Source organism: Acidocella sp. MX-AZ03, assembly GCF_027626035.1.
In the GTDB taxonomy this organism is placed as follows: domain Bacteria; phylum Pseudomonadota; class Alphaproteobacteria; order Acetobacterales; family Acetobacteraceae; genus Acidocella; species Acidocella facilis.
This window is the reverse complement of the sequence record NZ_CP110774.1, coordinates 3,542,870-3,568,975: the sequence shown is the minus strand read 5'-3', so window position 1 is coordinate 3,568,975 and position 26,106 is coordinate 3,542,870. Positions and strand designations below refer to the sequence as shown.

Below are 26,106 nucleotides of genomic sequence, written 5' to 3'. Positions count from 1 at the left end.
TCGTACAGCTATGATCAGTGACTGCAAGACGAGACGACATCTCCCGTACAGTGCCAGAGCGGGGTAAAACGACCGACCAGAGGGATCAATAGACATCGCGCAGATAGCGCTTTTCGGCCGCCAGCTGGTCCAGATAGGCAGACGCCGCATCGGCTTCCATATCGCCGTGCGCGGCGATGATCTGGCCGAGGACCACATGCACATCCTTGGCCATGCGGGCGGCGTCACCACAGATATAGAGGCACGCTCCCTCCTGCAGCCAGGCCCAGAGCCGCGCTCCCTCCTCGTGCAGCCGGTCCTGGACGTAGATTTTCCGCGTCTGGTCGCGCGAGAAGGCGGTGGAGAGGCGGTGCAGAGACCCGGCTCGCGCCAGCGCCTCCAGCTCTTCGCGGTAATAGAAATCGCAGGCGGCGCGCTGCTCGCCGAAGACCAGCCAGTTGCGGCCGGGCGCGCCTCTTGCCTGGCGCTCCTGCAGGAAGCCGCGAAACGGGGCGATGCCGGTGCCGGGGCCGATCATGATGATCGGCACATCATCCGCCGGCAGGCGGAAATGCGGGCTGGGCTGGATGAACAAAGCCGCCGCCCGCGCCCGGTCCGCCAGGAAGCGCGAACACAGCCCGCCGCTTTGTCGCCCGGCGACCTCGTAGCGCAGGATATTCACGGTCAGATGGACCTGATCCGGATGCGCGGCGAGGCTGGAAGCGATCGAGTAGAGTCGGGGGGTGAGCGGCTTGAGCAGCGCCAGCCATTCCTCTGGGCTGGCCTTGACCGGATAATCCGCGAGCAGGTCGCGCAGCTGCCAGCCTTTGTGCCAGGGCGCTTGCGCATCCCGCGCTGGGCCGGTGGCCAGGGCCGGAGCGCGGGCGGCGCAGAATGCCAGCATCGCCGGGGTGAGGCGGGAGATATCCCGCCCGGCCAGCTGTTCGGGCGCCAGTCCGGTGAGCCGCGCCAGCTCCTCCAGCAGACGCGGGTCGTTTTCCGGCCAGACGCCCAGCGCATCGCCAGGCTGATAGGCGATGCCGGCGCCGGCGAGGTCGAAGATGATCTGCCTTGTGTCTTTCTCTGACCCGGCCTGGTTGAGCCGGTGATTGCCGATCAGCCGGGCGCGATACGGGCTGGTGCGAGTGACACCGGACGGCGCGGGCGCGGCGGGGGCAGCGCGGGCCCCCAGCGCCGGCAGGGCGGCATCGATCCAGGCTTGCGCCGCCGCCTCCTCGCCCGGCTCGCAATTGCGCCGGGGCAGCAGGGCGGTGGCGCCCAGCGCCAGCAGCCGCGCCTCCAGCGCCGCCGCGAAGCCGCAAAAGCGCGCATAGGCGGTATCGCCGAAGCCGAGAATGCCAAAGCGCAGCCCTTCCAGCCGGGGCGCGCCCGGCGCCGCCAGGGCCTGCCAGAAGCGGGCGGCATTGTCCGGCGCCTCGCCATCGCCGAAGCTGGCGGCGAAGAACAGCACGGTACCGGCAAGGGTTGCGGGGCTGGCCTCGTTCATCGGCCGGGCGATGAGGCCCAGACGCTGCGCCGCCGCCTGCGCCTGGGCCGCCGCGGTGCCGGTTTGCGAGGCGTAGAGGATGCTCACCGCGGCATCCTCCGGTGCAAGCCCGGCCAGCGTCTCTGGCACCTCCTGCCTCACCGCCGCGACGCGTTCCAGCGCCATCGCGCAGATCTTGAATTCCGGCTGCAGCGAGGCCGCATCCACCGCCGGGCTGGTGAGCTGGTTGATCGCCAGATCATCCCCGAACACGTCATTCCAATGAAAGGGCGCGAAGAGCTGGCCCGGCTGCACGCGCGGGCTGAGCAGGGCCGGCAGCACGGCGCGGCCACGCCTGGAGCGCAGCGCCAGGCTGTCACCTTCCTGCAGCCCCAGCGCGGCGGCATCCTGCGCATGGATCTCGACGAACGGGCCGGGATTGAGCCTGTTCAAGGCCGGGACTTTGCCGGTCTTGGTCAGGGTATGCCATTGATGCTGCACCCGGCCGGTATTGAGGATGAAGGGAAATGCCGCATCCGGCAGCTCCGCCGGGGGCAGGCAGGGGCGCGGGTGGAACATCGCCCGGCCGGAGACGGTGGGGAAAACCGGCGTGCCGCTGGCCATATAGCGCACCGGGTTGCGCGGGCCGGAATGCGGGCCGACCGGCCATTGCAGCGGGGTATCCGCCAGCCGCGCATGGCTGGCGCCGGAGATGTCGTAGCCGGTCTGCGGGTTAGAGAAACGCTTGATCTCCTCGAAGATTTCCGCCGCATTGGCATAGGCGAAGCCGGGATAGCCCATCGCGGTCGCCACCTGCGCGATCCAGCGCCAATCCGCCATCGCCGCGCCGGGCGGGGGTACGGCTTGCGGGGCGAGGGTCATGTTGCGTTCGGAATTCACCATCACCCCGTCCGCTTCCGCCCAGAGCGCGCCGGGGAGCAGGATATCCGCATAAGGGGCGGTTTCGGTGTCCAGGAAGGCATCCTGGACAATCACCAGCTCGGCCGCCTTCAGCCCGTCGATGGTGCGCCCGCGCGCCGGCATGCTGGCGACCGGGTTGGTGCAGATGATCCAGCAGGCCTTGATCTCGCCTTGCGCCATCGCATCGAACATCGCCACCGCGCCGCTGGCCGGGGCATCGCGCAGGCTGCCGGGGGGGAGGGTCCAGAGGGTTTCGGTGAAGGCGCGGTCGGCCGGGTTCTGGGTGCTGCGCTGGCCGGGCAGGCCCGGGCCCATATAACCCATCTCGCGCCCGCCCATGGCGTTGGGCTGGCCGGTGAGGGAGAACGGCCCGGCGCCTGGCCGGCAGATGGCGCCCAGCGCCAGATGCAGATTGCACAGCGCATTGCTGTTCCAGGTGCCGCGCACGCTCTGGTTCAGCCCCATCGTCCACAGGCTGACGAGTTTCTTGCTGCGCCCGATCCAGGCGGCGGCTTTTGCGATATCGGCGGCATCGAGGCCGGTGATGGCCGCCACTTGCGCCAGCCCGTAATCGGCCAGCAGCTTCCGCATCGCCTCCCAGCCTTCGGTATGCGCGGCGATAAAGGCTGTGTCGGTCTGGCCGGCCTCGTGCAGCAGGCGCAGCAGGCCGTTGATGAGGGCGATATCCGTGCCGGGCTTGAGTTGCAGGAACAGATCCGCCTTCTCCGCCGTGGCGCTGCGGCGCGGATCCACCACGATCAGCTTCGCGCCCTGCTTCACCCGGTCGAGCAGGCGCAGGAACAGGATCGGGTGGCAATCCGCCATGTTGGCGCCGATGACCAGGAATGTGTCGGCCTGGTCGAGATCGTCATAAGAGCCGGGCGGGGCGTCGGCGCCAAGGGACTGTTTGTAGCCGGTGGCGGCGCTGGCCATGCAGAGGCGGGAATTGGCCTCGATATGGCGGGTACGGATAAAGCCTTTCGCCAGCTTGTTGGCAAGATATTGCGCCTCCAGCGACATCTGGCCGGAGATATAAAAGCTGATCGCATCCGGGCCGTGCGCGTCCAGAATGGCGCGCAGCCGGGCGGCGGTTTGCGTCACGGCGGCCAAGGCGGGCAAAGGCTGCTGCCCATCGGCGCGGGCGGGGCGGATATAGGCGCTGTCCAGCCGCCCTTGGCTAAGCGGCAGATGGCAGCTCTGCCCCTTGGTGCAGAGCCGGCCGCGATTGGCGGGGTGGGATTTGTCCCCGCTGACCTTGGTGACGCGCCCCTGCTCCACCTGCATGACGATGCCGCACCCGACCCCGCAATAGGGGCAGACGGATTTGACCTGCTCTGCCACGCCAGCCCTCAGACGCAGGCGGCCAGAGGCAGGCGCACCGGCACGCGCCCGGCCATCGCCTCGCCGATCAGGATCAGCACCGGCCCCTCCCCCGCTTGCGCGCGCAGCCGCGCCGGCAGCGTGCCGATGCTGGCGGCGAGGACGCGCTCATCCGGGCGGGAGACGTTTTCGAACGCCAAGGCCGGGGTGGCCGGGTCCAGCCCCGCCTCCAGCAGATGCGCCGCGAAGCCACCCAGAGTTTGCGCGCCCATATAGAGGGCGAGCGTGCCGCCGCGCTGCGCCAGCCCCGCGAAATCATGCGCCGGGATATCGCCCTCGGCGGTGTGGCCGGCGACGAAATGCACCGCGCGCGAGACCATGCGCTGGGTGAGCGAGCGTTGCAGCGTCGCGGCGGCGGCCAGGGCGGCGGTGATGCCGGGGATGATCTCATATTCGATGCCGGCCTCCTCCAGCGCCGCCATCTCCTCGGTGGCGCGGCCGAAGATCATCGGATCACCCCCTTTCAGGCGCAGCACGATGCCGGGCGTGGCGCGCGCCTCGCGCACCAGCAGGGCGCAGATTTCCGCCTGGGTGGCGGAATGGCGAAAGCAGCGTTTGCCGACATCGATCAGCCGCGCCCGCGGGTGGGCCAGCGCCAGGATCTCGTCACTGACCAATGAATCATGCAGCACCACGCTGGCGGTTTGCAGCAGGCGCAGGGTTTTCACGGTGAGCAGATCCGGATCGCCCGGCCCGGCCCCGGCCAGCACCACCCGGCTCATGGCGTCACCGCCAGCAGGATCCGCCCATCCTGCAGCTTCACCTGGAAGCGGCTGGTGCAGCCGCTATCCGGCCCCTGCGCTTCGCCGGTTTCCAGCGAAATTACCCAGCCATGCAGCGGGCAGGTGACGGAGCTGCCGTGCACGATGCCCTGGCTGAGCGGCCCCTGCTTGTGCGGGCATTGGTCGCGCAGGGCGAAGACGCGGTCGTCATTGGTGCGGAAGACCGCGATGTCGCCGAAGGCGGTTTTCACGCAGCGCGCGCCCAGGCGCGGAATCTCGGTCAGCGCGCCGACATCGGTGAAGAGGGGAATGTTCATATCCATTAGACCAGCTCCGCCAGCGGCTGATAAGAGGTTTGGTTGGTCGCGGCTTCCTGCGCCCAGGGGTCGATCTGCGCGAATCTCTGCGCGTAGAGGAATTTCTCGTAGAGCGCGGCACGGTTTTGCGCATCGTCCACGATGCGTTCCTGCACATATTTCAGCCCGACCCGCTCGATCCAGGGGGCGGTGCGTTCCAGATAGCGGGCTTCCTGGCGGTAGAGTTGCAGGAAGGCGCCGCAATATTCCAGAACCTCCGCCTCGGTGGTGACCTTGCAGAGCAGCTCGGTGGCGCGCACCTTGATGCCGCCATTACCGCCGACATGCAGGTCCCACCCCGCTTCGGTGGCGACGACGCCGTAATCCTTGATCGTCGCTTCCGCGCAATTGCGCGGGCAGCCGGAGACCGCGAGCTTCACCTTATGCGGATGCCAGGAGCCCCAGGTCATTTTCTCCAGCGCGATGCCCATGGCGGTGGAATCCTGCGTGCCGAAGCGGCACCATTCCGAACCGACACAGGTTTTCACCGTGCGCAGCGCCTTGCCGTAGGCATGGCCGGAGACCATGCCGGCGGCGTTGAGATCCGCCCACACGGCGGGCAGGTCTTCCTTCTTCACCCCCAGCATATCGACGCGCTGGCCGCCGGTGATCTTCACCGTCGGGATGGCGAATTTATCGCAGACATCGGCGATGGCGCGCAGCTCGGCGGCGGAGGTGACACCGCCCCACATGCGCGGGATGACGGAGTAGGTGCCGTCCTTCTGGATGTTGGCGTGCATGCGCTCATTGACGAAGCGCGATTGCTGATCATCCTGATATTCGCCAGGCCATTCGCAGAGCAGGTAGAAATTCAGCGCCGGGCGGCAGGCGGCGCAGCCATCGGGCGTGGTCCATTCCAGCGCCTGCATCACGGCCGGGATGGTTTTCAGCTCCTGGCCGCGAATGCGGTGGCGGACCTCGTCATGTCCATGCGTGGTGCATTTGCACATCGGCTTGACACTGGCGGGTTTGAAGTCGGCGCCGAGGGTGAGCTTCAGCAACCCTTCCACCAGGCCGGTGCAGGAGCCGCAGGAGGCCGAGGCCTTGGTGCAGGCGCGCAGCTCGTCCAGAGAGGCACAGCCGCTCTCGATGGCGTTGACGATGCTGCCTTTCTTCACCCCGTTGCAGCCGCAGATCTCCGCGTCATCGCCCAGCAAAGCGAGACTCTCCAGCGGGTCGCCGGCGGCGGCGACCGGGCCGTAAATGACGGTATCGCGCAAATCACCGAGATCCGCGCCATCCTTCAGCAGTTGGAAATACCAGCTGGCATCCGAGGCATCGCCGAAGCAGACCACCCCGACGAGCTTGTCCCCGCGCAGCACCAGGCGTTTATAAATGCCGCGCGCGGCGTCGCGCAGCACCACATCCTCGGTGCTGGCATCGCCCAGGAATTCGCCGGCGGAGAACATCTCGATGCCGGAGACTTTCAGCCGCGTGCCGGTGGCGATGGGCATGAATGCGCTCTGCGCCACGCCGGTGAGATGATCGGCGGCGATTTTCGCCATCTCCCAGATCGGCGCGACCAGGCCGAAACATTGTTTGTCGAACTCCACGCATTCGCCGATGGCGAAGATGTTTTCATCCGATGTGCGCAAGGACGCATCGACCTTGATGCCGCGATCGCAGGCGAGGCCAACGGCGCGGCCAAGCCCGGCATTGGGGCGAATGCCCACCGCCATCACCACCAGATCCGCCTCGATGCGGGTGCCGTCCTTCAACAGCACGGCGCTCACCGGGCCGTCCTCGCCCTCGCCGTCAAAGGCTTCGGTATTGGCGCTGGTGAAGATGCGCATGCCACGCTGGCTGAGTTTCTGTTCGAGCAGATGCGCGGCCGAGGCATCGAGCTGGCGTTCCATCAGCGTCGGCATCAGATGCACGATGGCAACCTCCATGCCGCGCAGATTGAGCCCGTGCGCCGCTTCCAGCCCGAGCAGCCCGCCGCCGATGACCACGGCCTTCTTGCCGGGGGCGGCGATGGCCAGCATCTCCTCCACATCCGCCTTGGAGCGGAAGGTCATCACGCCGGGGCGGCCCACGCCGGGCAACGGCAAGGTGAAGGGATTGGAGCCTGTGGCCAGCAGCAATTTATCGTAGGCGCGCGTGGTGCCGTTGGCGCCGCGCACGATTTTGCGCGCGCGGTCGATCCAGTCCACATGCTCGCCGGCGATCAGCTCGATCTTGTTCTGCGCGTACCAGTCGAGCGGATTGATGACGATCTGCGCGAAGCTCTTCTCGCCCGCCAGCAGCGGGGAGAGCATGATGCGATCGTAATTCGGCTCCGGCTCGGCGCCGAACACGGTGATTTCATATTTGCCGGAATCACGCGCCAGGATTTCCTCCACGGTGCGCATCCCCGCCATGCCATTGCCGATGACAACCAGTTTTTCCTTGCCCATCGCGTCACTCCTTTTCCTTGAATTGCGCTTCAGATACGCACGGAGCCTTCCGCGTAGCCGCGGGAGAAGCTGATGCGCCATTCATTGCGGACGATGTTGATGCCAATGAAGGCGACCAAGGCGAGGCCAGCGAAGATCAGGAATCCCGCCTGGTAGGAGCCGGTCCATTGCTTGGCGAAGCCGAGCGAGGAGGCGAGGTAGAAGCCGCCAATGCCGCCGGCACAGCCGACGATGCCGGTCATCACGCCGATCTCCTTGATGTAGCGCACCGGCACCAGCTGGAACACCGCGCCATTGCCCATGCCCAGCGCCAGCATGGCGATGACGAAGCCGGCCAGCGCCATGGGCATGGTCGGCAGGCCGAAGCTCACCGCGACCAGCGCCAGCGCGGCGATCGGGTACATGAAGGAGAGCGCGTTGATGCCACCGAAGCGGTCCGCCAGGGCGCCGCCGAGCGGGCGCACCATGGAGCCGGCGAAGACGCAGGCGGCACTGGCATAGCCGGCATCCACCGGGGCCAGAGCGTACTGGGTGTGAAAATAGATCGGCAGCGAGGAGGCCAGCCCGACGAACCCGCCGAAGGTGACGCCATAGAACAGCATGAACCAGTAAGTATCCTTCATGCCGAGCACGCTGAGATAATCGCGCGCCGAGATTTTCGGCCCCTGGCCTGGCGCATCCTTGGCGAGGAGGATGAACAGCACCAGCACCACGCTCATCAGAATCGCGGTGAGGCCGAAGACGTTGGTCCAGCCAAAGGCCAGGCCAAGGGCGGGGGCGAAAAGCGCGGCCAGCACGGTGCCGGAATTGCCGGCCCGGCGATGCCCATCGCCTTGCCCTTATGCTCGACCGGATACCAGCGCGAGGCCAGCGGCAGCGCGATGGCGAAGGAGGCGCCGGCCATGCCCAGCACCACACCCAGCCCGAGCAAGGCGGAAAAGCCGGGAATGCCGAAGAACCAGGCGGCGGCGAGGCCGAGAATGACGATGCTCTGCGCGACGATGCCGGCCTTCTTGCCGCCGATGCGGTCCGCCATGGCGCCGTTGAACAGCCGCAGGATGGCGCCGGCCAGAACCGGGGTGGCGACCATCAGGCCCTTATGCGCGGGGTCGAGATGCAGGGCCTTGGCAATCTGGATGCCAAGCGGCCCCAGCAGCACCCAGCACATGAAGCTGAGATCGAAATACAGAAAGGCGGCCAGCAGCGTGGGGGTGTGGCCGGATTGCAGAAAGCTCTTGCTCTGGGCTTGAGACATTGGAAACCTCGAGGCAGCGCTTTGAAATCGCCGCACGCTGGCCGCCCTTGGCCCGCGAGTAGAATGAACGGGGGCAACCCCATCCGCCTGCCTGATCCTCTTTGACCCGGCGGCCTGCGGGCAACGCGCCGCATGAGCTATTAGACCAGAATGGCGCGCCGGGATTCAATCGGGATTTTGATTAAAAATGCACGCATGAAACGAGATTTGATTTTATTTCAGCAAATCATGGTGATAAAAAATTCTATCAGCCGATTTTTTAATCAAAATTGGCATTCGCAGGCGGTTCCGCGATGTCGCGCGCCTCGCCACCGGCGCGCAGAAACAGATCCGGGCGGTAGATCCGCGTGGCCACCCCTCCAGCCCAGCGGGGGCGCGGCCCCAGAGCTGCATTTGCCGCGCATACCATTGGCCGTAAGCCGGGGCCGGGTAAGGGGCGGTGAAAGCGGGGCCGCCTTGCGCCGGGTCCAGCGCCGCCAACAGCAACGGCGCCGGGAGGTCCAGATATTCCGGGCGGGCCAGCAGCTGGCTGAGGGCCTGGCGGCCGTCCGGCGCGGCGCAGAGGCGCTGGGCGTGCAGCAGCACGCCCAGCAGCGCCTCCAGCCGCGCTGGCTCGGCCGTGGCGAAATCGGCGCGCAGGGCCAGGCATTTTTCCGGATGGTCGGGCCAGATGTCGCGGCTGAGGGCGGCGGTGAAGCCCAGCCCGCCTTTGCCGCCACCAGCCCCCAGGGCGCGCCGGCGCAGAATCCGTCAATGGCGCCGGCGGCAAGCGCGCCGACCATTTCCGCTGGCGGCAGCACGGTGATGTCGACATCGCGTTCCGGCATCACGCCCTGCCCGCGAGCCAATGGCGCAGCAGCAGATCATGCGAGGAAAACCCGTGCACCACCGCCAGGCGCGGCCGCTTCGCCGCCGCCACCGCCGCGATGCCGCCCGCCGCGAAGGCGCTCTGCATGGACGCCGCCAAGGTGATGGCGTTGCCGTTGCTGGACAGACTCATCGGCACCGCGAGATCAATCTTCGCCCCGCGCAGCCCGCCGGCGCAGGCCAGCGCCAGCGGCGCCAGCATCACCGCCCCGTCCAGCAGGTTAAAGGCGAGCTTATCCGCGATATTCGCCCAGGAGGGCTCGACCGACAGTGCCACGTTGAGCCCGGCAGCGGCGAACAGCCCTCCTGCGCGGCGAGGATCACCGGGGCAGCGTCGCAGAGCCGCAGCAGGCCGAGACGGATCACATCATTCATGGTTTCTGCCCTTGCCGCGTCTGTGCGGCCAAATAATCCGCCGCGACATCCGCCAGGCGTTTCTGCTGGTCCATGGCGCGGCGTTGCAGGAAGCGATGCGCCGCCGGCTCGCTCATGCGCTCCTCCTTCATCAGCAGGCGCTTGGCGGCGTCGATGGCGCGGCGCTGCTCCGCCTGTTCCTCCACCTCCTGCAATTTCGCCGTCGCCTGCTGGTTGCGCTGAAAGAAGGCAACGGCGAGGCGCATCACCAGCTTGGCGGCGTCCGGCGCCACATCCTGGCCGTGATAGGAGCTGACGCCGGCGCTGATCGCCTCCTGCATGAAGGCGGGGTCGGAACCGTCCAGAAACATCACCACTGGCGGGGTGCCGCCCTGGGCAGGCAGGGAATCCAGCATGTCGCGATCCGGCCTTGCCATGTCCACCAGCACCACATCCGGGCGCAGCCGCTCCACCTCGGCCAGCAACGAGGCGTCATTCGCCAGGGCGATGATGGAAAATGCGGCATCGAGCCGGGTGAACTGGGCAGAGAGTGCCTCACGACGGGCCGCGTTGGAATCGGCGAGCAGGATTTTCATGGCGAGGCGCGGTCCATGCGCTCTGGCTGAGCAACTTTCCTGCCAAAGCGGCGCGCGGCGCTGGCCGCGCCGTTCGCCTGTTAGCGCAATATGCGTTGAGGTTGACGCGGCAGCGTCACCCTCAACGCATGAAATTGCTCGCTAAAACATGAGTAGAGCGCGTGGGTGTAAACCCATCTCGCGCTAAGTCCGGGATTCGGGGCCGCCGGAGGGGTTACGGCCCCGAGCTGGGCTGGAATTCGGTCTTGGTCGCGGCGGGAAGCTGCAGGGCTGGCGAGGGCAGCTGGGGCGACGCGGCGGCCGGCGGCGGGCTGGATGCGGCCGGGCCGGCTGGGCGGGGCGGCCGGCGCAGGCATCGGCGGCACCGGAGCCGGGGGCGGAGTGAGAGGGGTGGGTTGCGCCGCTTCAGGGTGAACCGGGGCGGGCGGGATGGCAGGGGCCGGGGACGGGTGCGGCGCCTCCTGCTGCACGGGCTTGCTGACGGCCTCATGCGGCGCCGGGGACGGCTTCGGGGTCGGCGCCGATGCTGTCGGCTTGGCGGGATGGGACGGCGCGGCGGGGTGCTTGGCGGCCGCCGCGGGCTTTTGCGGGTGCGGCGCGGGGCGCGCCGGCTTTGCGACATGGGGCTTGGGCGCGCGCGGGTGCGGCGGGCGATGATAGGCTCTGGCCCGCGCATGCGCCGGCGGCGGCAGCGGGAGGGGCGCGGAGGCGGGCGCGGGCAGCGGAATGGTGGATGCGGGCGGGGCGGCGGGGTGCGGGCTCACCGCCAGCATCGTCCAGTACACCGAGGTCTGCGCATCCTTGGGCACGCCTTCGCCGTTCAGATAGGCCTGGCCCAGGCTGGTCTGCGCCGCCTGGTTGCCCTGCGTGGCGGCGCGCCGCCACCAATAGACCGCCTGGGCCGGGCTGCGGGCCACGCCGGCCCGGCGGCGTAGGCATCGCCCAGCGCGTTCTGCGCGGCGGCGAGATTTTGCGCGGCGGCCTTGGCCAACCATTGCGCGGCCAGGCGCTGATCCTGGGTGACGCCGCGCCCCTGGGCGTAATTCTCGCCCAGCCGATATTCGGCCTGCGCGTCACCCTGGGCGGCAGCGGCGGCGAAATAGCTTTGCGCCTTGGCATCGTCATGCGGCACGCCCTGGCCGGCGGCGTAATATTGCCCCAGCGCCGCCTGCGCCTGGGCATCGCCGGCATCGGCGGCTTGTTCATACCAATGGCTGGCCTTGGCATCGTCGCGCGGCACGCCGATCCCTTGCGCATAGGCATTGCCCAGCGCCAGCGCCGCGCCGGCATGGCCCTGGGCCGCGGCCTTGGCGAACCAGTAGGCGGCGGCGGCCTCATCCTTCGGCACGCCCTGGCCAACCGCATACATGCGGGCGAGCCGGTCCTGCGCCGCCACATCCCCAGCTTCGCGGCGCGGCCATACCAGAAGGCGGCATTGGCGAAGCTCTGCGGCAGGCCGGTGCCGGCATAATAGGCATCGCCCAGGGCGCGGGCGGCGGCGGCGTTCAGCGGCGGCAGCGGCGCGGCTTGGGCGGGGGCGGCGGGCACCGCCGGTTGCGCCCGCGCGGCGCCCCCGAGCAGGCCCAGCGCCAAAGCCAGGGGGCAAGAAGCCGCGCGGTACGTCCATCAACCATCATCGTTCGACCTTTTCCGGCGCATCCGGCGGCAAGCGGGTTACGCCATCATTACGGCGCGTTCATGCAATGAGTGTGTATTCAATTCCGGGCCCTGTTGTATAGAGCAATATGTGTTGAGGTTGACGCGACAGCGTCAAGATAAATACATGAAATTGCTCGCCAAAACATAGGCAGAGCGAGGGGGTGTCAACCCATCTCGCTCTGCCGCCGGCAGCCAGATTCAGCAGCGCTACGGTCCGGCGGGCAGCTGCCCCGCCGCTGCCTGGGCCTGCGCGGCGGCGAGCGCGGCGGGCGCCATGCGCGCGGCCAGGGCATCGCGGGCAGTGGCCGCCTCCGCCTCGCCATGCGCGGCGGCCAGCGCCAGCCACACATAGGCCTTGGTGAAATCGACATTCACCCCTTCGCCATTCTGGTAGAGCAGCCCCAGGCTCAACTGCGCCTCGGCCGCGCCCTGGCGGGCCGCCTTGGCGAACCAGCTGGCGGCCTGCCCGGCATCCCGGGGGACGCCACGGCCGTAATAATACAGGATGGCGAGATTGGTCTGCGCCACCGGATCACCCGCCTGCGCCGCCTTCCGCGACCAATAGGCGGCCTTGCCGTAATCCTGCTTCACGCCGCGCCCGGCATCGTACATCACCGCCAGATCGGTCTGCGCCACTTCATCGCCCTGGGCGGCGGCTTTCTCGTACCAATAGGCGGCCTGGGCGGGATCCTGGCTGACGCCCTGGCCGCTGCTATAGAGCCCGCCCAACTGCTTCTCGGCATCCACCTCGCCCTGCGCCGCCGCCTTGGCGAACCAGCTCGCGGCCTCGGCATCATCCTTGGGCACGCCCTCGCCGGTGGCATAGAGCGTGCCCAGCTGGTCCTGGGTATAGGCATCGCCCTGATCAGCGGCCTTGCGGTACCATTGCGCCGCCAGCGCGGCATCGCGCGGCACGCCGTCGCCGGTGCGGTAATGGGTGCCGAGCCGGCTCTGCGCCACCGCATCGCCCTGGGCGGCGGCCTTGGCGTACCATTCCACCGCCTTCGCGGGGTCGCGGCGCACCCCCACCCCGGTATCATAGAGCTGCGCCAGATTGGTCTGCCCGGCCTGGTCGCCCAGGGCGGCGGCTTTCTCGAACCAGCGCGCGGCGCGGGCCGGGTCGCGCTTCACGCCGCGCCCGTCCTTGTAGTGAAACCCAGATTATTCTGCGCCGGGGCGAAATTCTGCGCCGCGGCCTTTTCGTACCAGGAGACGGCTTCGCGCGGGTCGGTCTTCACGCCCTGGCCGCGATCATAGGCCAGGCCGAGATAATATTGCGCCTGCTTGTTGTTCTGGCGGGCGGCGCGGCGCAGCCAGAGCAGCCCTGGGCCTCGTTTTTCGGCATGTCCTGGCCGGTCAGCTCATCCAGCCCGAGCAGGGTTTGCGCCACCGTGTTGCCGCGTTCGGCAAGCAAGCGGAGATCCTGCGGCGCATCGGCCCAGGCGGGCTGCGCGAGGGTCATCCCCATCAAGGCGATCGCCAAACACCGTCCGCGGCCCTTCATCTTTCCTCCCACACCCCGTCTGCGCCCCGGCCCAGCCGCCCAAGCTAGGCCGGAAAGAGCGCCTTGTTCAATAGCTTGGCGCGGCGGCGCGGTGCGTGCTTGATGGCACCTGCCCCGGCGCGTAGCCTCACGCCAAGCCGCGCGGTCGTTACACGTTAAGCACGAGTTCGGGAAGGATCATCAGTGAGCGCATCCATGCAGGGCCTGCTGCCCGAGGGGCTGAGCAAATGCCTGCGCCAGCCTGGGACAGCGCGCCCGACGCGGATTGAAAGTTTTCGATGCGCGCAACGGGTTTTCGATATCAGCCTGCAACCGGGCCTGACCCTGGCCGAGGCTGTCGGCGCGCAGGCGGCGCGCCATGGCATCACCGCCGGTGCGGTCACGCTGCAGGGCGCGGTGCTGGAGCCGATGCGCTTTGTGCTGCCGGCCTATGCCGAGACTGACCGGCACGTCGCCTATTACAGCGCCACGCACGCTCCTGAAGGCCCAGTGCGGCTGGAGGCGGCGACGGCGAGTTTCGGCTGCAAGGATGGCGCGGCCTTTCTGCATTGCCACGCGCTCTGGCGCGATGCGGCGGGGCGGGAGATGGCCGGGCATATTCTGCCAAACGAGGCCCGCCTGGCCGCACCGCTGCAGGCCCGCCTTACCGGCACCGACGAGGTGAGCCTGCAGGCGCGCTTCGACCCTGAGACCAATTTCACCTTGTTCCGGCCGGAAGCGGCGCCAGGCCATGGCGCGGCGGGCGGGCTGATCGTCGCGCAAATCGGCCCGAATGAGGATTTCATCAGCGCCATCGAGACGATCTGCCAGCGCCACGGGCTCCGGCAGGGGCGGATTTTGAGCGGGATTGGCAGCCTGATCGGGGTTAAGTTCGCGGATGGCCGGGAGATCCCGCGCAGCCGACCGAGCTTTTGGTGCTGGAAGGCGAGATCCGTCCGGGGCCGGAGGGGGCGGGTGTCGCGGAGATCGAGATCGTGCTGGTCGATGTGGCGGGGCGGCTGCACCGGGGCCGGCCGGCGAAGGGGCTGAATCCGGTGCTGATCTGCGCCGAGCTGTTCATCGCGGATCACGCCGGCGACCCGCCGGCGGAAATGGCGCGAAGCCTCACCCCACCGCGCTGAGAATGGCGGCGGTGATCGCATCGGTCTTATCCTGCCCCGGCCGGGTGCCGATGCCGCGCGCCGTCACCGCCTCCACCGCCCGCATCACCCGCTTCGCCGCCGCCGGCTCGCCCAGATGCTCCAACATCATCGCCCGGACCAGATCGAGGCGATCGGGTTGGCGATGCCCAGTGCCGCGATATCCGGCGCCGAGCCGTGGACCGGCTCGAACATCGAGGGCGAGGTGCGCGTCGGGTCGATATTGGCGGAGGCGGCGAAGCCCAGCCCGCCCTGAATCGCCGCCCCCAGATCGGTGAGGATATCGCCGAACAGGTTGGAGGCGACGACCACATCCAGGCTCTCCGGCGCCATCACCATCCGCGCCGCCATCGCGTCGATATGATAACGCGTCACCTCGACATCCGGATAGTCCGCCGCCAGCAGATCGGTGATCTCGTCCCAGAACACCATGCTGTATTTCTGCGCGTTGGATTTGGTGACAGAGGCGAGCTTGCCGCGCCGGGCGCGCGCCTGCTCGAAGCCGAAGCGCAGGATGCGTTCCACCCCGGCGCGGGTGAAGATCGAGGTTTCCACCGCCACCTCATTGGCGCTGCCCTGATGCACCCGCCCGCCGGCGCCGGCATATTCACCCTCGGTGTTCTCACGGATGCAGAGGATGTCAAACCCCTCGGCGCGCAGCGGCCCTTGCACCCCGGCAGCAGCCTATGCGGGCGGATATTGGCATATTGCACGAAGGCCTTGCGGATCGGCAGCAGCAGCCCGTGCAGGGAGACCGAATCCGGCACGGTTTGCGGCCAGCCAACGGCGCCCAGCAGGATCGCATCGAAGCCGCGCAGACTCTCGATTCCATCTTCCGGCATCATCCGGCCGGTTTCAAGATAATAGGCGCAGGACCAGGGGAAGCTCTCCGCCGCCAGGGTGAAGCCCTCCGCCTTCGCCGCCGCCTGCAGCACCGCCCAGGCCGCCGCGATCACCGGGCCGCCAATCCCGTCTCCAGGGATCAATGCGATACGATAGGATGCCATCTCTTTGTCTCCTCACCTTCCGGGCGCGAGCTTAGAGCCGGATGATGTGGTTGACCAAATGCCAGCAGCTTGCGCGCCCCCGGCATTTGGCAGCCGAAACGCTATGCAGACAAAAACCAGCCTGATCTCGAATTAGGCAAATGATGTGGGTTTTCGACCATACCCGCCCACAGGGGCGGCAGCCCTGAAACAGCGCGCCGGCAAAGCGCTTGAAATGACTGATTTGCCCGGTTTGTGGATTCTTTGGCATTGGCTTTGCAACAGCTCTCCCATCAGGCGGGTCGGGCATTCCGGCTCATGCGGATCAAGGAGAGCCTTTCATGAAGACGAAGACCGTTAGCCGACGCAATGCCTTGAAGCTGGGGGCCGGCGCCGCCGGCGTGCTGGCGATGCCGTTCTATGCCCGCAACGCGCTGGCGGAAACGCCGATCAAGCTCGGCAGCCTGCTGGATTCCACCGGCACCATCGGCCTCGAAGGCAGCCGCATGACGCAGACCACGCAATATGCCGTGGATGTGCTGAACAAGGCCGGCGGCCTGCTGGGCCGGCCGATCCAGCTGATCAGCTACGATACCCAATCCTCCATGCAGCTCTACTCGCAATATGCCCAGCAGCTGGTGCTGCAGGACAAGGTGGACGTGGTGCAGGGCGGCATCACCTCCGCCTCGCGCGAGGCCATCCGCCCGACGCTCGACCGTTTCAAGACGCTGTATTTCTACAACACCCAGTATGAAGGCGGCGTCTGCGACCATAATGTCTTCTGCACCGGCACCACCCCCTCGCAGACGGTGAGCCATGTGGTGGATTACGCCCTGAAGAACTGGGGCAAGAAATGCTACATCATCGCCGCCGATTATAATTACGGCCACATCACCGCGCAGTGGGTGCAGAAATATCTGAAGGATGGCGGCGCCAGCGCCGTCGCCACCGATTTCTTCCCGCTCGATGTCACCAATTTCGCCTCCGCGATCAGCCGTATCGAGCAGGCAAACCCGGATTTCGTCTTCTCCGCCTTGGTCGGCGCCAACCATTCCGGCTTCTACCGGCAGTGGGATGCCGCCGGGATGAAGAGCAAGATCCCGCTCGGCTCCTCGGTGTTTGGCCTCGGCGACGAGCTGGTGAGCATGGATACCTCCACCACCAACGGCATCGTCACCAGCTTTGGCTATTACAACGATCTCGACAACCCGCAGAACGCCGCCTTCCTGAAGGGGATGGACGCGAAATTCCCCGGCAGCAGCAAGGATCTCTCCGAGCTGGACAGTGCGACCTATGACGGCATCATGCTCTGGGCGGAAGGGGTGAAGAAGGCCGGCTCGGTGGACCACGCCAAGGTCATCAAGGCGCTGGAAAGCGGCATCTCGATCGACAGCCCGGCCGGGCATGTGACGCTGGACCCGCAGCTGCACGCCACCATCCGCACCGCCTACCTGGCCAAGCCGGTCGACCGCAAATGGGACATCATGGCGACCTTCCCGAACCAGACGCCGACCGATACCGGGACCCAATGCGATCTGATCAAGAACCCGCGCATGGCCAAGCAGTTCACGCCGAGCCTGTAAGCGCGACACTCACAGCCTACCCCGGGACCGCGCGGTCCCGGGTGCAACGCAAGCGAAGGAGGGCGGGCGATGGACCTGACCGGGCTTCTGGCCTTTAACGTTCTGAGCGGCATCGCGACATTCGTGCTGATCACGCTGGGGCTTGGCGTGATCTACGGGATGATGCGGATCATCAATCTCGCCCATGGCGAATTCATGATGCTCGGCGCCTATACCACGGTGAGCGCGGTGGGGCCGGGGTGAATATCTGGATCGCCATGCTGGTGCTGCCGCCGATCGTGGTGGGGCTGGTCGGGCTGGTGCTGGAACGCGCCCTCATCCGCTTTCTCTATGGCCGCATGATGGACATGATGCTCGCCACCTGGGGCGTCAGCCTCGGGCTGATCGGCATCAGCTCGACCATCTATGGCAATGTGGTGCGTGGCGTCACCGCGCCGCTGGGCGGGTTCAATATCGGCCGCTACGGCGCCAGCCTCTACAGCTTTGTCATCATCCTGGTCGCCATCGCCTGCCTGGTCGGGCTGTATGCGCTGCTGCGGCTGACCAAATTCGGGCTGATCCTGCGTGCCGCGATGCAGAATCCGCGCATGGCGGCGGCCCTCGGCATCAGCCCCTCCATCGTCTACATGGCCACCTTCACGCTGGGCGCCGCACTGGCGGGGCTGGCCGGCGGCGTGCTGGCGCCGATCTCGGGGATTTCCCCGAACATGGGCGCGGCCTACATCGCCAACGCCTTCATCACCGTGCTGGGCGGCGGCCCGGCGATCATCGCCGGCACCGGCATCGCCTCGGTGATTTTCGGCGCGATCAACCAGATCGTCTCCTTCGTCGCCAACCCCGTCCTGGCACGGTCTCCCTGCTGGTCTTCGCGGTGATCATGATCCGCATCCTGCCGCAGGGCATCACCGGCCGCTTCTTCCGGAACAGCCTATGAAATTCAATTCAGCCTGGGCGGGCTTCATCGCCGTTCTCATCGCCGGTCTCGTCGTGCTGTTCGCGGTGCCGCAGATCGTGAGCCTGTTCGGCATCGTGCAGATGACCGTGTTCGTCGCCATGGCGATGTATGCGCTGAGCCAGGGCTTTCTCTGGGGCTTTGGCGGCATCATGTGCTTTGGCCAGGCCAGCTTTCTGGGGCTGGGCGCCTATGCCTACGCGATCACCGCGATCAATCTCGGCGACACCAGCTGGGGGATGCTGGCGGGGGTCGCGGTGCCGGCAATCTTCGCGCTGCTGCTTGGCTATTTCATGTTCTACGGGCGGATTTCGGATGCCTATATCGGCGTCATCACCCTCACCGTCAGCGTGATCCTGTTCCAGCTGATCAACTCCACCTCCGGCGCGCAATATCATATCGGCCAGGCGGAGCTGGGCGGGTTCAACGGCATCCCCTCGGTGCCGACGCTGAACATGCCGGGCGATGTCTCCAACGTGCTGAGCCCGACCGGCATCTGGTATGTCTCGATGGCGCTGCTGATCATCGTCTATGCGCTTTTGCGCCTGGCCCTGGCCAGCCGCTTCGGGCGGGTGGTGATCGCCATTCGCGAAAACGAAACCCGCGCGATGCTGCTGGGCTATGATGCGCGGCTCTACAAGCTGCTGAGCTTCACCATCTCCGCCGCGATCGCCGGGCTGGCGGGCTGCATCTATGATAATTGGGGCGGCTTCATCAGCCCGACCATCTTCGGGCTGGCGATGTCGGCGGAGGTGATCATCTTCGTGCTGGTCGGCGGGCTGGGCACGCTGATCGGGCCGATCCTGGGCGGGGTCGGGCTGCAATATGTGATGAACCTGGCCGGCACGCAGCATAAGGTCGATCCCAATCTCGGGCTGGGCGTCGTCCTCGTCGCCTTCGTGCTGCTGGTGCCGCAAGGGGTGGTGCCGGTGATCCGCGACAAGGCCATGCAGCTTTTCATCCGGCGCGGCGCCAAGGCGGCGCGGATCCAGGAGACCAGCCCATGAGCGAGATCGTGCCGCTGCTCGAGGCCCGCAACGTGACGATGCGCTTTGGCGGCGTCACCGCCGTCGATGATGTCAGCCTGGTGCTAGGCGAGGTCGAGCTGCGCTGCCTGATCGGCCCGAACGGTGCCGGCAAGAGCACCTTTTTCAAAACCCTCACCGGCCAGCTGAACCCGACCGAAGGCAGGATCAAGCTGCGCGGCCAGGATGTGACCGGGCTGCTGCCCAACCAGATCGCCCGGCTGGGTGTTGGCATCAAGACGCAGATCCCCAACGTCTTCAACGGCCTCACCGCGTATGAGAATGTCCTTGTCGCGGCCCAGCGCGGGCGCAGTGCCGCAATGGCCAAGGCGATGGTGGAAAAAACCCTCGCCCGGTTGCGGCTGGAGCCTGTCGCCCGCCGCCAGGTCGGGCAGCTCGCCCATGGCCAGCGGCAATGGGTCGAAATCGCCACCGTGCTGGCGCAGGAGCCGGACCTGATCCTGCTCGACGAGCCGGCGGCGGGGATGACGCATGAGGAGGTCGAGCGCACCGCCGAGCTGATCAAGGAGATCAACCGCACCCAGGCGCTGGTGGTAGTCGAGCACGACATGCAGTTCATCCGCATGATCGCGCAGACGGTGACCGTGTTCAATCAGGGCAAGGTGCTGATGGAGGATCATGTCGACGCGGTGCTGGCGGACCAGCGTGTGCGCGATGTCTATATCGGAAAGGCGGCGGCATGAGCGCGGTTCTTGAGGTTTCGGGTCTGCGCGCCGGCTATGGCCGGGTGCCGATCCTGGGCGGCATCGGGCTGGCGGTGGAGGAGAACAGCTTCGTCGGCATTCTCGGCCATAACGGCATGGGCAAATCCACGCTGCTGCGCAGCTTGATGGGTTATCTGCCCGCCACCGGCGGCAAGGTGAGCTTTCAGGGCAAGGACATCACCAACCTCTCCACCACCGCGCGCGCCAAGGCCGGGCTCGGCTATGTGCCGCAGGGGCGCGAGATTTTCCCGGCCCTCTCGGTGATGGATAATCTGCGCATGGGCTGCCTTCTCGCCAAGGGCGAGGAGGCGCGGGTGATCGAGGAGATCCTTGAGGATTTCCCGCGGCTGCGCCGCTTGCTGGACCGCCCGGGTGGCGCGCTCTCCGGCGGCGAGCAGCAATTGCTGGCGCTGGCCCGCTGCCTGTGCGCCAGCCCAAGCCTGATCCTGCTGGATGAGCCGACGGAAGGCATCCAGCCCTCGATCATCGAGGAAATGGCGGAGACTTTGCATACGCTGCGCCGGCGCCGCCCCTTCGCGATGCTGCTGGTCGAGCAGAAGCTGAGCTTCATCCAGGCCTGCGCGGAGCGCATCCTGATTTTGCAGAAGGGCATGATCACCGGCGAAATTCCCCCGGAATCCATCGGCGATGCCAATGTCATCGCCGAATTCTCCGGCATGGCCTGAAAAAAACAGAAAGGAACAGAGGCATGTCAGCCACCATGGACACGACCCTCAGCGACGAGACGCTGATCGAGATGACGCTGGAAGACGCCGCCGCCGCCTTTGCGCGCGGCGTCACCGCCGAAGCGCTGACCCATGCGTTTCTGCGGCGCATCGAAGCCTATAATCCGCGCTATAACGCCATCATCACCATGAACCCCGAGGCGCTGGAGGAGGCCCGCGCGATCGACCGGCGGCGCGCCGCCGGCGAGGCGCTGGGCCCGCTGGCCGGGGTGCCGGTGGTGGTGAAGGATACGATGGATATGCAGGGCCTGCCGACCACGGCGGGCTGGCATTTCCTCTCCGCCCGGGCGGGCGGGGTGGATCTGATCCCGGAGACCGATTCACCGGTGGTGGCGCGGATGAAGGAAGCCGGCTGCGTCATTCTCGGCAAGACCAACGTGCCCATCCTCTCCGCCACCGGCACCCATGCCAGCAATAGCTGGGCCGGGCCGACGCTGAATGCCGCGGCACCCGACTACATGCCCGGCGGCAGCACCGCCGGCACCGCGACGGCGGTAGCCGCCAGCCTGGCCGTGCTCGGCCTGGCCGAGGAAACCGGCGGCTCGATCCAGAACCCCGCCTCGGCGCAGGGGCTGGTCGGCATCAAGCCAACCTTCGCGCTGGTGCCCAATAGCGGCGTGGTGCCGCTGGCCGGCTCCACCCGCGATGTCGTCGGCCCGATCGGCCGCACGGTGCGCGACGCGGCGCTGACGCTGGATGTCATTGCTGGCTATTGCTCTGAAGATCCGAAAACCGTCGCCGCCATCGGCAAGCTGCCGAAGGGCGGCTATGCCGCGAAGCTGAGCGAGACCGCGCTGCGGGGCAAGCGGATCGGGCTGTATGGCCCGGGCTGGCGCGCCAGCCCGCTTTCGCCGGAATGCACCAGCCTTTACGCCCGCGCCCAGCAGGAGCTGGCGGCGCGCGGCGCGGAGCTGCTGGACGACCCGTTCGCCGGCACCGGCTTCGCCGCGATCAGCAAGCCGATTTCCGAGACATACCAGTTCGATGCGCGCGGCATGGAATGCTGCCCGTATGACATGGAGCTGTATCTGCGCCGGCTCGGCCCCAGCGCCGCGATCCGGGATTACAACAGCCTGGCGGCGCTGACCAAGGCGGAAGACCCGTATGCCGAAGGCGGGGTGATGGCCTATATGAGCTATCTCGCGGAGACCGCCTTCTCGCTGGAAAACCCGACCCTGCCGCCGCCGCTGCATGATTTCCTCAGCGCCAAGGAGGCCTATCTCGAAGTCGTCGCCGAGGTGTTCGCGCGGCATAAGCTGGACGCGCTGGTCTTCCCGCAGATGCGTGACGAGCTGCCGAAGCTGCACAGCGACGGGGTGATCAACGAGACCACCGTGTGCGAGATCAACATTGCCGGGATGCCGGTGGTGACCCTCCCCGCCGGCTATTACGCCTCCGGGGCGCCGTTCAATCTGGTGTTTGTCGGCCAGCCCTGGAGCGAGGCCGAGCTGCTGGCCCTGGCGCATGATTACGAGCAGGCGACGAAACATCGCCGCGCGCCGGTGCTTTCCGTGTAAAGCCAGCCCAGAACGCCGGTACAAAGGCGAAACGGGAGGACCAGGATGCTGACCCATCATCGCCACCAGGAAATCATGGCCGCGCTGCATCAGGCGGGGCGGGTGGAGGTTGCCGGCATCGCCACGGTGCTGAGCGTGTCCGAGGAGACCATCCGGCGGGACATGAAGCTGCTGGAGGAGCAGGGGCTGCTGCGGCGCATCTATGGCGGCGCGGTCCTGCCCCGGCTGGACCAGGACCGGCCGCTGCTGGAACGCGGCAAGCTCAACGCCCGGGAAAAGGCCCGGGTGGGGCATCTGGCGCAGAAGCTGGTGCGCGATGGCATGTCGATCTTCATCGATAGCGGCACCAGCACCTTGGCCCTGGCGCGGGTGCTGGCCGGGCGCAGCATCAATGTCACCACCAACTCGATCAATGTGGCGCTGCTGCTGGGCGACGGGCCGGGGCGGGTCAATCTCACCCCGGCACCTTGCGGCCCAAGGACAATGCGCTGGTCGGGTACGAGACCGTGGATTACGCCAGACGGTTTTATTTCGACATCGCCTTCATGGGGATCAGCACCGTCGACATCAACCATGGCTGGATGGATTACGAGGAGCATGAATCCGTGCTGCGCCGGGCACTGAAAAGCCAGGCGCGGCGCGGCGTGATCCTGGTCGATTCCAGCAAATTCGGCCGCCAGGCCAATCTTCACACATTCGGGCTGCACGAGGCGCTGACCATCGTCACCGACCGGCCGCCGCCGCCCGCTTTCATGGAAGTTTTCAAACAGCATGACATCGAGCTCATCGCCACCCCTGACGCCTCGGCCCTGCTGGCGCTGCTGGACCGGTTTGCGGCCATCGGCGCGACCGCGGCGGGCGGGGTGACGCGGCTTTGCGGCTCAGCCGAGGATGGCCAGGCGCGCGCGCTGTTCCGCAGCGTCGCGCAGGCGGCGGGGGCGCGGGTGACGATTGATGAGGTCGGCAACCAGTTCGCGCTGTTCCCCCTGGCGCAGGGCGCGGCACCGGCGGTGATGATGGGCTCGCATCTGGACACCCAGATGCGCGCCGGCCGGTTCGATGGCACGCTGGGCGTCGCCACCGCCTTGTGCGTCGGCGAGGCGCTGCTGCAGGCGCGCCGGCAAGGGGCGGGCTTCAACGCCGATTTCATCGCGGTGAACTGGACCAATGAGGAAGGCGCGCGGTTCCGGCCGAGCCTGCTGGGCAGCGGCACCTATGCCGGCAGCTTCACTCCGGATTACGCGCTGACGCGCTGCGACGATCAGGGGGTGAGCCTGGGCGCGGCGCTGGACGCGATCGGGTCTCTCGGCACCGACCTGCCGCCCCTGCCCCGGCCTGCTATCTGGAGCTGCATATCGAGCAGGGCAGCGTGCTGGAGGAGGCGAAGGCGCGCATCGGCATCGTCACCGGCAATTGGAGCGCGCTGAAGCTGGAGGCGCTGTTTCTGGGCGAACAGGCCCATACCGGCCCGACCCCGATGGCCCGGCGGCGCGATGCGCTGCTCGGCGCGGCCTATGCCATCGCCGGCATTCGCGCGGTGGCGGAGCGCTGGCCGGGGGATGTTCACACCGCCGTCGCCCGGCTGCTGGTGGAGCCGAACTCCGCCAATGTGGTGCCGGCACGGGTCAGCCTGGCGGTGGAAGTGCGGGCCCGCAGCAATGAGATTCTGGAGCAGGCGGTGGCGGCGGCGGAGGCGGCGCTGCGGGCCGCCGCCGCGCAGGCCGGGGTGGGCTACGAGGTTGCGGCGCGGGCGCAACGCCCGGTGCAGCGCCTGCCGGAGGGCCCCGCCGCGCTGGTGCGGGCCTGCGCCCAGGCGGCGCGGCTGGAATGGCTGGAGATGAGCACGGTGGCCGGGCATGACGCGCTGAGCCTGCTCTCGATCTGCCCGGTGGGGTTGATGTTCGTGCCCAGCATCGGCGGCATCACCCATAACGAGGCGGAGGATACCGCCGCCCCGGATCTCGCGGCCGGGTTCGAGGTGGCGCTGCGCGCGGCCACCGGGCTGTGCCAGGCGAAGGCGGTGCCGGAAGCGGCATTGGCGTTGCACGCATGAGCGCGGCGGAGATGGGCATGGCGGAAACGGCGGATCTGCGCACGCGGTTGGCGCCCTTGTTCCCGGGACGCGAGATCAGCCTGCGGTCGGCGGCGGCCCCGGTGGCCTCGCCGCTGCATCGGGCGGTGGCCTCCGCCTGCGTGCTGGCGCAGCCGGACGGCGCGGACCCGCTATTCCTGAAGCTGGCGCACCCGGACATGCAGGATGATCTGCTGGATACGGATGGCGCCGCCGCCCGCCTGGCGGCGCGGGCCGGGGTGGCGCCGGCGCTGGTGCTGGCGCGGCCGGGTCTGCTCGGCTTCGCCTATCTCGCCCTGCCCTGGCGCTATGCCCGCACCGGCGATCTGCAGCCCCCCGCCACGCTTGCCGCCGTGCTCGCCGCCAAAAAACGCCTGCATGAGGGCGACAATCTGGGGCGGCGCTTTTGCCCGTTCACCCGGATCGCGCAGCTGCAGGCCCAGGCCGAGGCGGCGCAGGTGCCCCTGCCGGCGGAAACCGCGCCGCTGCTGCGCCAGGCCGCGCTGATCCAGCAGGCGCTGATCGCGTCGGGCATGGATCTTCGCTTCTGCCATAACCATGCCGCCGCCTCGAACATCATGCTGAACGGCAGCCAGATGATGCTGGTGGATTTCGATATCGGCGGCGATAACGACCCCTGGTACGATGTCGGCGCGCTGCTCAACGAGGTTTGCGATTTCGACGCGCCGCGTCGCGCCGCCATCGAAGCCTATGCCGGGCGCTGTGACGAGGCGCTGTTCGCCCGCTGCCGGCTTTACGGGGCGGTGGATGATCTGATGTGGGGGCTATGGGGGTTCACCCGCGCCGTGACCGCGCCACGCGACGGCATCGAGTTCTGGAAATACGGCACCTGGCGGCTGTTCCAGGCCCGCACCACGATGACGATGCGGGATTTTGAGCTCTGGCTGCGGACGGTATGAGGTGCTGGTGATGTGGAAACAGACAGGCGAGGCCAGCACCGAGGACGAGCACCGCATCGAGGCGGTGCTGGCCCAGGTTGACGCCTGGCGCGGCCAGACGATGCGCTACCGGCCGGTGGCGGGCGGCATCAGCAACCATAATTGGCGCGTCGCCGACGCGGCGGGTCAGGCTTTTTTTCTGAAAGTGCCAGGGCGCGGCACGGAGATGTTCGTCAGCCGCGAGGCCTCCAACGAAGCCAGCAGGCGCGCGCATGGCTGCGGCGTCGGGGTCGAGGTGGTCGAGTTTCTGCCGGCGGAGGGGGTGGAGATCTTCGCCTTCGCGCATGGCTACCGGGCCAGCTCCAACCTGGATTTCATGCGCGGAACGGTTCGCCATAACGCGGTGCGGGCCTTGCGCGCCTTCAATGATTCCCCCGCCTGTCCCTCACCAAGACGGTGTTCGAGGCGATCGATGAGCATCTGGCGCAGATCGCCCAGGTGGGCGCGCGGCTGCCCGAGGATATCGCGCAGATGCGCCGCTGCGTGGCGGACGCACAGGACGCCTTGCAGGCCGCCGGGATGGATCTGGTGCCGTGCATGAACGACACGCTGGCCGGGAATTTCATGATCAACGCGGCGGATGAGCTGCTGCTGGTCGATTTCGAATACGCCACCAACAATGAACGCGCCTATGAGCTGGCGCTGTGGTTCACGGAAATGGCCTTCCCGGTGGAGATCGAGCAGGAGATGATCGAAGCCTATTTCGGCCGGCTGGACCGCGCCGCGCAGGCGCGGGTGAATGTGCTGAAGGGGCTGGCCGACATTAAATGGGCGAGCTGGGCGATGGTGCAGGAAGCGGTCTCGACGCTCGATTTCGATTTTCACAAATACGGCACCTGGAAATATCGCCGCGCCCGCACCCAGATCTACCATCCCGACTGGCCGGTCTGGCTGCGGCATATGTAAGCTGACAGGCTGAAGAGGATGG

At 67.3% G+C, this 26,106-nt stretch carries 30 protein-coding genes and 1 pseudogene; 15 read left to right on the top strand and 16 right to left on the bottom strand.

The annotated features are described in order from the left end of the window. Positions 1-85: 85 nt before the first annotated feature. From GT370_RS19685 to GT370_RS19620, 14 genes are all read right to left on the bottom strand, one after another. Complete coding sequence (locus GT370_RS19685; RefSeq protein WP_270183624.1) at positions 86-3,727, bottom strand: molybdopterin-dependent oxidoreductase; 3,642 nt, start codon at positions 3,725-3,727, stop codon at positions 86-88. Positions 3,728-3,735: 8 nt separating this feature from the next. Further along, positions 3,736-4,488 carry a uroporphyrinogen-III C-methyltransferase gene (gene cobA / locus GT370_RS19680; RefSeq protein ID WP_008495458.1) on the bottom strand — a complete coding sequence of 251 codons (753 nt, stop codon included), beginning with the start codon at positions 4,486-4,488 and terminating at the stop codon, positions 3,736-3,738. Next, positions 4,485-4,805, bottom strand: a complete 321-nt coding sequence (nirD, locus tag GT370_RS19675) for a nitrite reductase small subunit NirD (protein ID WP_205619833.1) — start codon at positions 4,803-4,805, stop codon at positions 4,485-4,487. The genes cobA and nirD overlap by 4 nt, the downstream gene beginning before the upstream one ends. A 5-nt stretch (positions 4,806-4,810) precedes the next feature. After that, on the bottom strand, positions 4,811-7,240 hold the full coding sequence (gene nirB / locus GT370_RS19670) for a nitrite reductase large subunit NirB (protein WP_008495456.1): 2,430 nt from the start codon (positions 7,238-7,240) through the stop codon (positions 4,811-4,813). 29 nt (positions 7,241-7,269) lie between these two features. Beyond that, positions 7,270-8,037 (bottom strand): MFS transporter, encoded by a 768-nt coding sequence (locus GT370_RS19665; RefSeq protein ID WP_270183623.1) that lies wholly within the window; start codon positions 8,035-8,037, stop codon positions 7,270-7,272. Beyond that, the gene (locus GT370_RS19660; protein WP_270183622.1) at positions 7,959-8,495 is read right to left on the bottom strand and encodes an MFS transporter; all 537 of its coding nucleotides are present in this window, start codon (positions 8,493-8,495) and stop codon (positions 7,959-7,961) included. Before GT370_RS19660 ends, GT370_RS19665 begins: the two co-directional genes overlap by 79 nt. A gap of 213 nt (positions 8,496-8,708) precedes the next feature. Then, on the bottom strand, positions 8,709-9,140 hold the full coding sequence (locus GT370_RS19655) for a hypothetical protein (RefSeq protein ID WP_442865550.1): 432 nt from the start codon (positions 9,138-9,140) through the stop codon (positions 8,709-8,711). A gap of 181 nt (positions 9,141-9,321) precedes the next feature. Then, positions 9,322-9,639, bottom strand: coding sequence for an ABC transporter substrate-binding protein (locus tag GT370_RS19650; protein WP_270183621.1), 318 nt, complete (start codon positions 9,637-9,639; stop codon positions 9,322-9,324). Positions 9,640-9,733: 94 nt separating this feature from the next. After that, positions 9,734-10,312 (bottom strand): ANTAR domain-containing response regulator, encoded by a 579-nt coding sequence (locus tag GT370_RS19645; protein WP_008495453.1) that lies wholly within the window; start codon positions 10,310-10,312, stop codon positions 9,734-9,736. Positions 10,313-10,392: 80 nt separating this feature from the next. Then, positions 10,393-11,229 carry a tetratricopeptide repeat protein gene (locus GT370_RS19640; RefSeq protein ID WP_270183620.1) on the bottom strand — a complete coding sequence of 279 codons (837 nt, stop codon included), beginning with the start codon at positions 11,227-11,229 and terminating at the stop codon, positions 10,393-10,395. After that, positions 11,133-11,708, bottom strand: a complete 576-nt coding sequence (locus GT370_RS19635; protein ID WP_270183619.1) for a hypothetical protein — start codon at positions 11,706-11,708, stop codon at positions 11,133-11,135. The genes GT370_RS19640 and GT370_RS19635 overlap by 97 nt, the downstream gene beginning before the upstream one ends. Positions 11,709-12,178: 470 nt before the next feature. Then, the gene (locus GT370_RS19630) at positions 12,179-13,102 is read right to left on the bottom strand and encodes a tetratricopeptide repeat protein (RefSeq protein ID WP_270183618.1); all 924 of its coding nucleotides are present in this window, start codon (positions 13,100-13,102) and stop codon (positions 12,179-12,181) included. Continuing rightward, a complete protein-coding gene (locus GT370_RS19625; protein ID WP_270183617.1) occupies positions 13,099-13,209 on the bottom strand; it encodes a hypothetical protein in 111 nt (36 codons plus the stop codon). The genes GT370_RS19630 and GT370_RS19625 overlap by 4 nt, the downstream gene beginning before the upstream one ends. After that, complete coding sequence (locus tag GT370_RS19620) at positions 13,206-13,475, bottom strand: hypothetical protein (RefSeq protein WP_270183616.1); 270 nt, start codon at positions 13,473-13,475, stop codon at positions 13,206-13,208. Before GT370_RS19620 ends, GT370_RS19625 begins: the two co-directional genes overlap by 4 nt. A 183-nt stretch (positions 13,476-13,658) precedes the next feature. On the opposite strand from GT370_RS19620, the gene GT370_RS19615 reads away from it, so the two are divergent. After that, positions 13,659-14,504: a PCC domain-containing protein gene (locus GT370_RS19615; protein WP_270183615.1), complete on the top strand. Its 846-nt coding sequence runs from the start codon at positions 13,659-13,661 to the stop codon at positions 14,502-14,504. After that, complete coding sequence (locus tag GT370_RS19610; RefSeq protein ID WP_270183614.1) at positions 14,450-14,596, top strand: hypothetical protein; 147 nt, start codon at positions 14,450-14,452, stop codon at positions 14,594-14,596. The genes GT370_RS19615 and GT370_RS19610 overlap by 55 nt, the downstream gene beginning before the upstream one ends. On the opposite strand, the gene GT370_RS19605 is transcribed toward GT370_RS19610, so the two are convergent. Then, positions 14,580-14,726 carry a hypothetical protein gene (locus GT370_RS19605; protein ID WP_270183613.1) on the bottom strand — a complete coding sequence of 49 codons (147 nt, stop codon included), beginning with the start codon at positions 14,724-14,726 and terminating at the stop codon, positions 14,580-14,582. The two genes, GT370_RS19610 and GT370_RS19605, sit on opposite strands and share 17 nt — an antisense overlap. Further along, positions 14,723-15,621: pseudogene (locus tag GT370_RS19600) on the bottom strand (tartrate dehydrogenase). The gene GT370_RS19605 and the pseudogene GT370_RS19600 overlap by 4 nt, the downstream one beginning before the upstream one ends. A gap of 320 nt (positions 15,622-15,941) precedes the next feature. Between GT370_RS19600 and GT370_RS19595 the strand changes: the two are divergent. The 13 genes from GT370_RS19595 (at position 15,942) to GT370_RS19535 (ending at position 26,084) form a co-directional block, all read left to right on the top strand. Beyond that, a complete protein-coding gene (locus tag GT370_RS19595; RefSeq protein WP_008495448.1) occupies positions 15,942-17,183 on the top strand; it encodes an ABC transporter substrate-binding protein in 1,242 nt (413 codons plus the stop codon). A gap of 69 nt (positions 17,184-17,252) precedes the next feature. Further along, positions 17,253-17,426 carry an ABC transporter permease subunit gene (locus GT370_RS19590; protein WP_270183612.1) on the top strand — a complete coding sequence of 58 codons (174 nt, stop codon included), beginning with the start codon at positions 17,253-17,255 and terminating at the stop codon, positions 17,424-17,426. Beyond that, entirely contained in the window at positions 17,423-18,058 is a 636-nt protein-coding gene (locus GT370_RS19585) for a branched-chain amino acid ABC transporter permease (protein ID WP_270183611.1), read from the top strand. Before GT370_RS19590 ends, GT370_RS19585 begins: the two co-directional genes overlap by 4 nt. 55 nt (positions 18,059-18,113) lie before the next feature. Then, positions 18,114-19,142, top strand: coding sequence for a branched-chain amino acid ABC transporter permease (locus tag GT370_RS19580; protein ID WP_008495446.1), 1,029 nt, complete (start codon positions 18,114-18,116; stop codon positions 19,140-19,142). Continuing rightward, a complete protein-coding gene (locus GT370_RS19575; protein WP_008495445.1) occupies positions 19,139-19,864 on the top strand; it encodes an ATP-binding cassette domain-containing protein in 726 nt (241 codons plus the stop codon). The genes GT370_RS19580 and GT370_RS19575 overlap by 4 nt, the downstream gene beginning before the upstream one ends. Continuing rightward, on the top strand, positions 19,861-20,571 hold the full coding sequence (locus GT370_RS19570) for an ABC transporter ATP-binding protein (protein WP_008495444.1): 711 nt from the start codon (positions 19,861-19,863) through the stop codon (positions 20,569-20,571). The genes GT370_RS19575 and GT370_RS19570 overlap by 4 nt, the downstream gene beginning before the upstream one ends. A gap of 23 nt (positions 20,572-20,594) precedes the next feature. Then, positions 20,595-22,148, top strand: coding sequence for an amidase (locus GT370_RS19565; RefSeq protein ID WP_008495443.1), 1,554 nt, complete (start codon positions 20,595-20,597; stop codon positions 22,146-22,148). 45 nt (positions 22,149-22,193) lie between these two features. Then, positions 22,194-22,772 (top strand): DeoR/GlpR family DNA-binding transcription regulator, encoded by a 579-nt coding sequence (locus GT370_RS19560; protein WP_270183610.1) that lies wholly within the window; start codon positions 22,194-22,196, stop codon positions 22,770-22,772. Beyond that, positions 22,655-23,575 (top strand): hypothetical protein, encoded by a 921-nt coding sequence (locus GT370_RS19555; RefSeq protein WP_270183609.1) that lies wholly within the window; start codon positions 22,655-22,657, stop codon positions 23,573-23,575. Before GT370_RS19560 ends, GT370_RS19555 begins: the two co-directional genes overlap by 118 nt. Further along, positions 23,518-24,201, top strand: a complete 684-nt coding sequence (locus tag GT370_RS19550) for a M20/M25/M40 family metallo-hydrolase (RefSeq protein WP_270183608.1) — start codon at positions 23,518-23,520, stop codon at positions 24,199-24,201. Before GT370_RS19555 ends, GT370_RS19550 begins: the two co-directional genes overlap by 58 nt. Then, positions 24,198-25,139 carry a phosphotransferase family protein gene (locus GT370_RS19545; RefSeq protein WP_008495438.1) on the top strand — a complete coding sequence of 314 codons (942 nt, stop codon included), beginning with the start codon at positions 24,198-24,200 and terminating at the stop codon, positions 25,137-25,139. Before GT370_RS19550 ends, GT370_RS19545 begins: the two co-directional genes overlap by 4 nt. Further along, the gene (locus GT370_RS19540) at positions 25,114-25,719 is read left to right on the top strand and encodes a hypothetical protein (protein WP_270183607.1); all 606 of its coding nucleotides are present in this window, start codon (positions 25,114-25,116) and stop codon (positions 25,717-25,719) included. The genes GT370_RS19545 and GT370_RS19540 overlap by 26 nt, the downstream gene beginning before the upstream one ends. Next, a complete protein-coding gene (locus tag GT370_RS19535) occupies positions 25,617-26,084 on the top strand; it encodes a phosphotransferase family protein (RefSeq protein ID WP_270183606.1) in 468 nt (155 codons plus the stop codon). Before GT370_RS19540 ends, GT370_RS19535 begins: the two co-directional genes overlap by 103 nt. Positions 26,085-26,106: the final 22 nt, after the last annotated feature.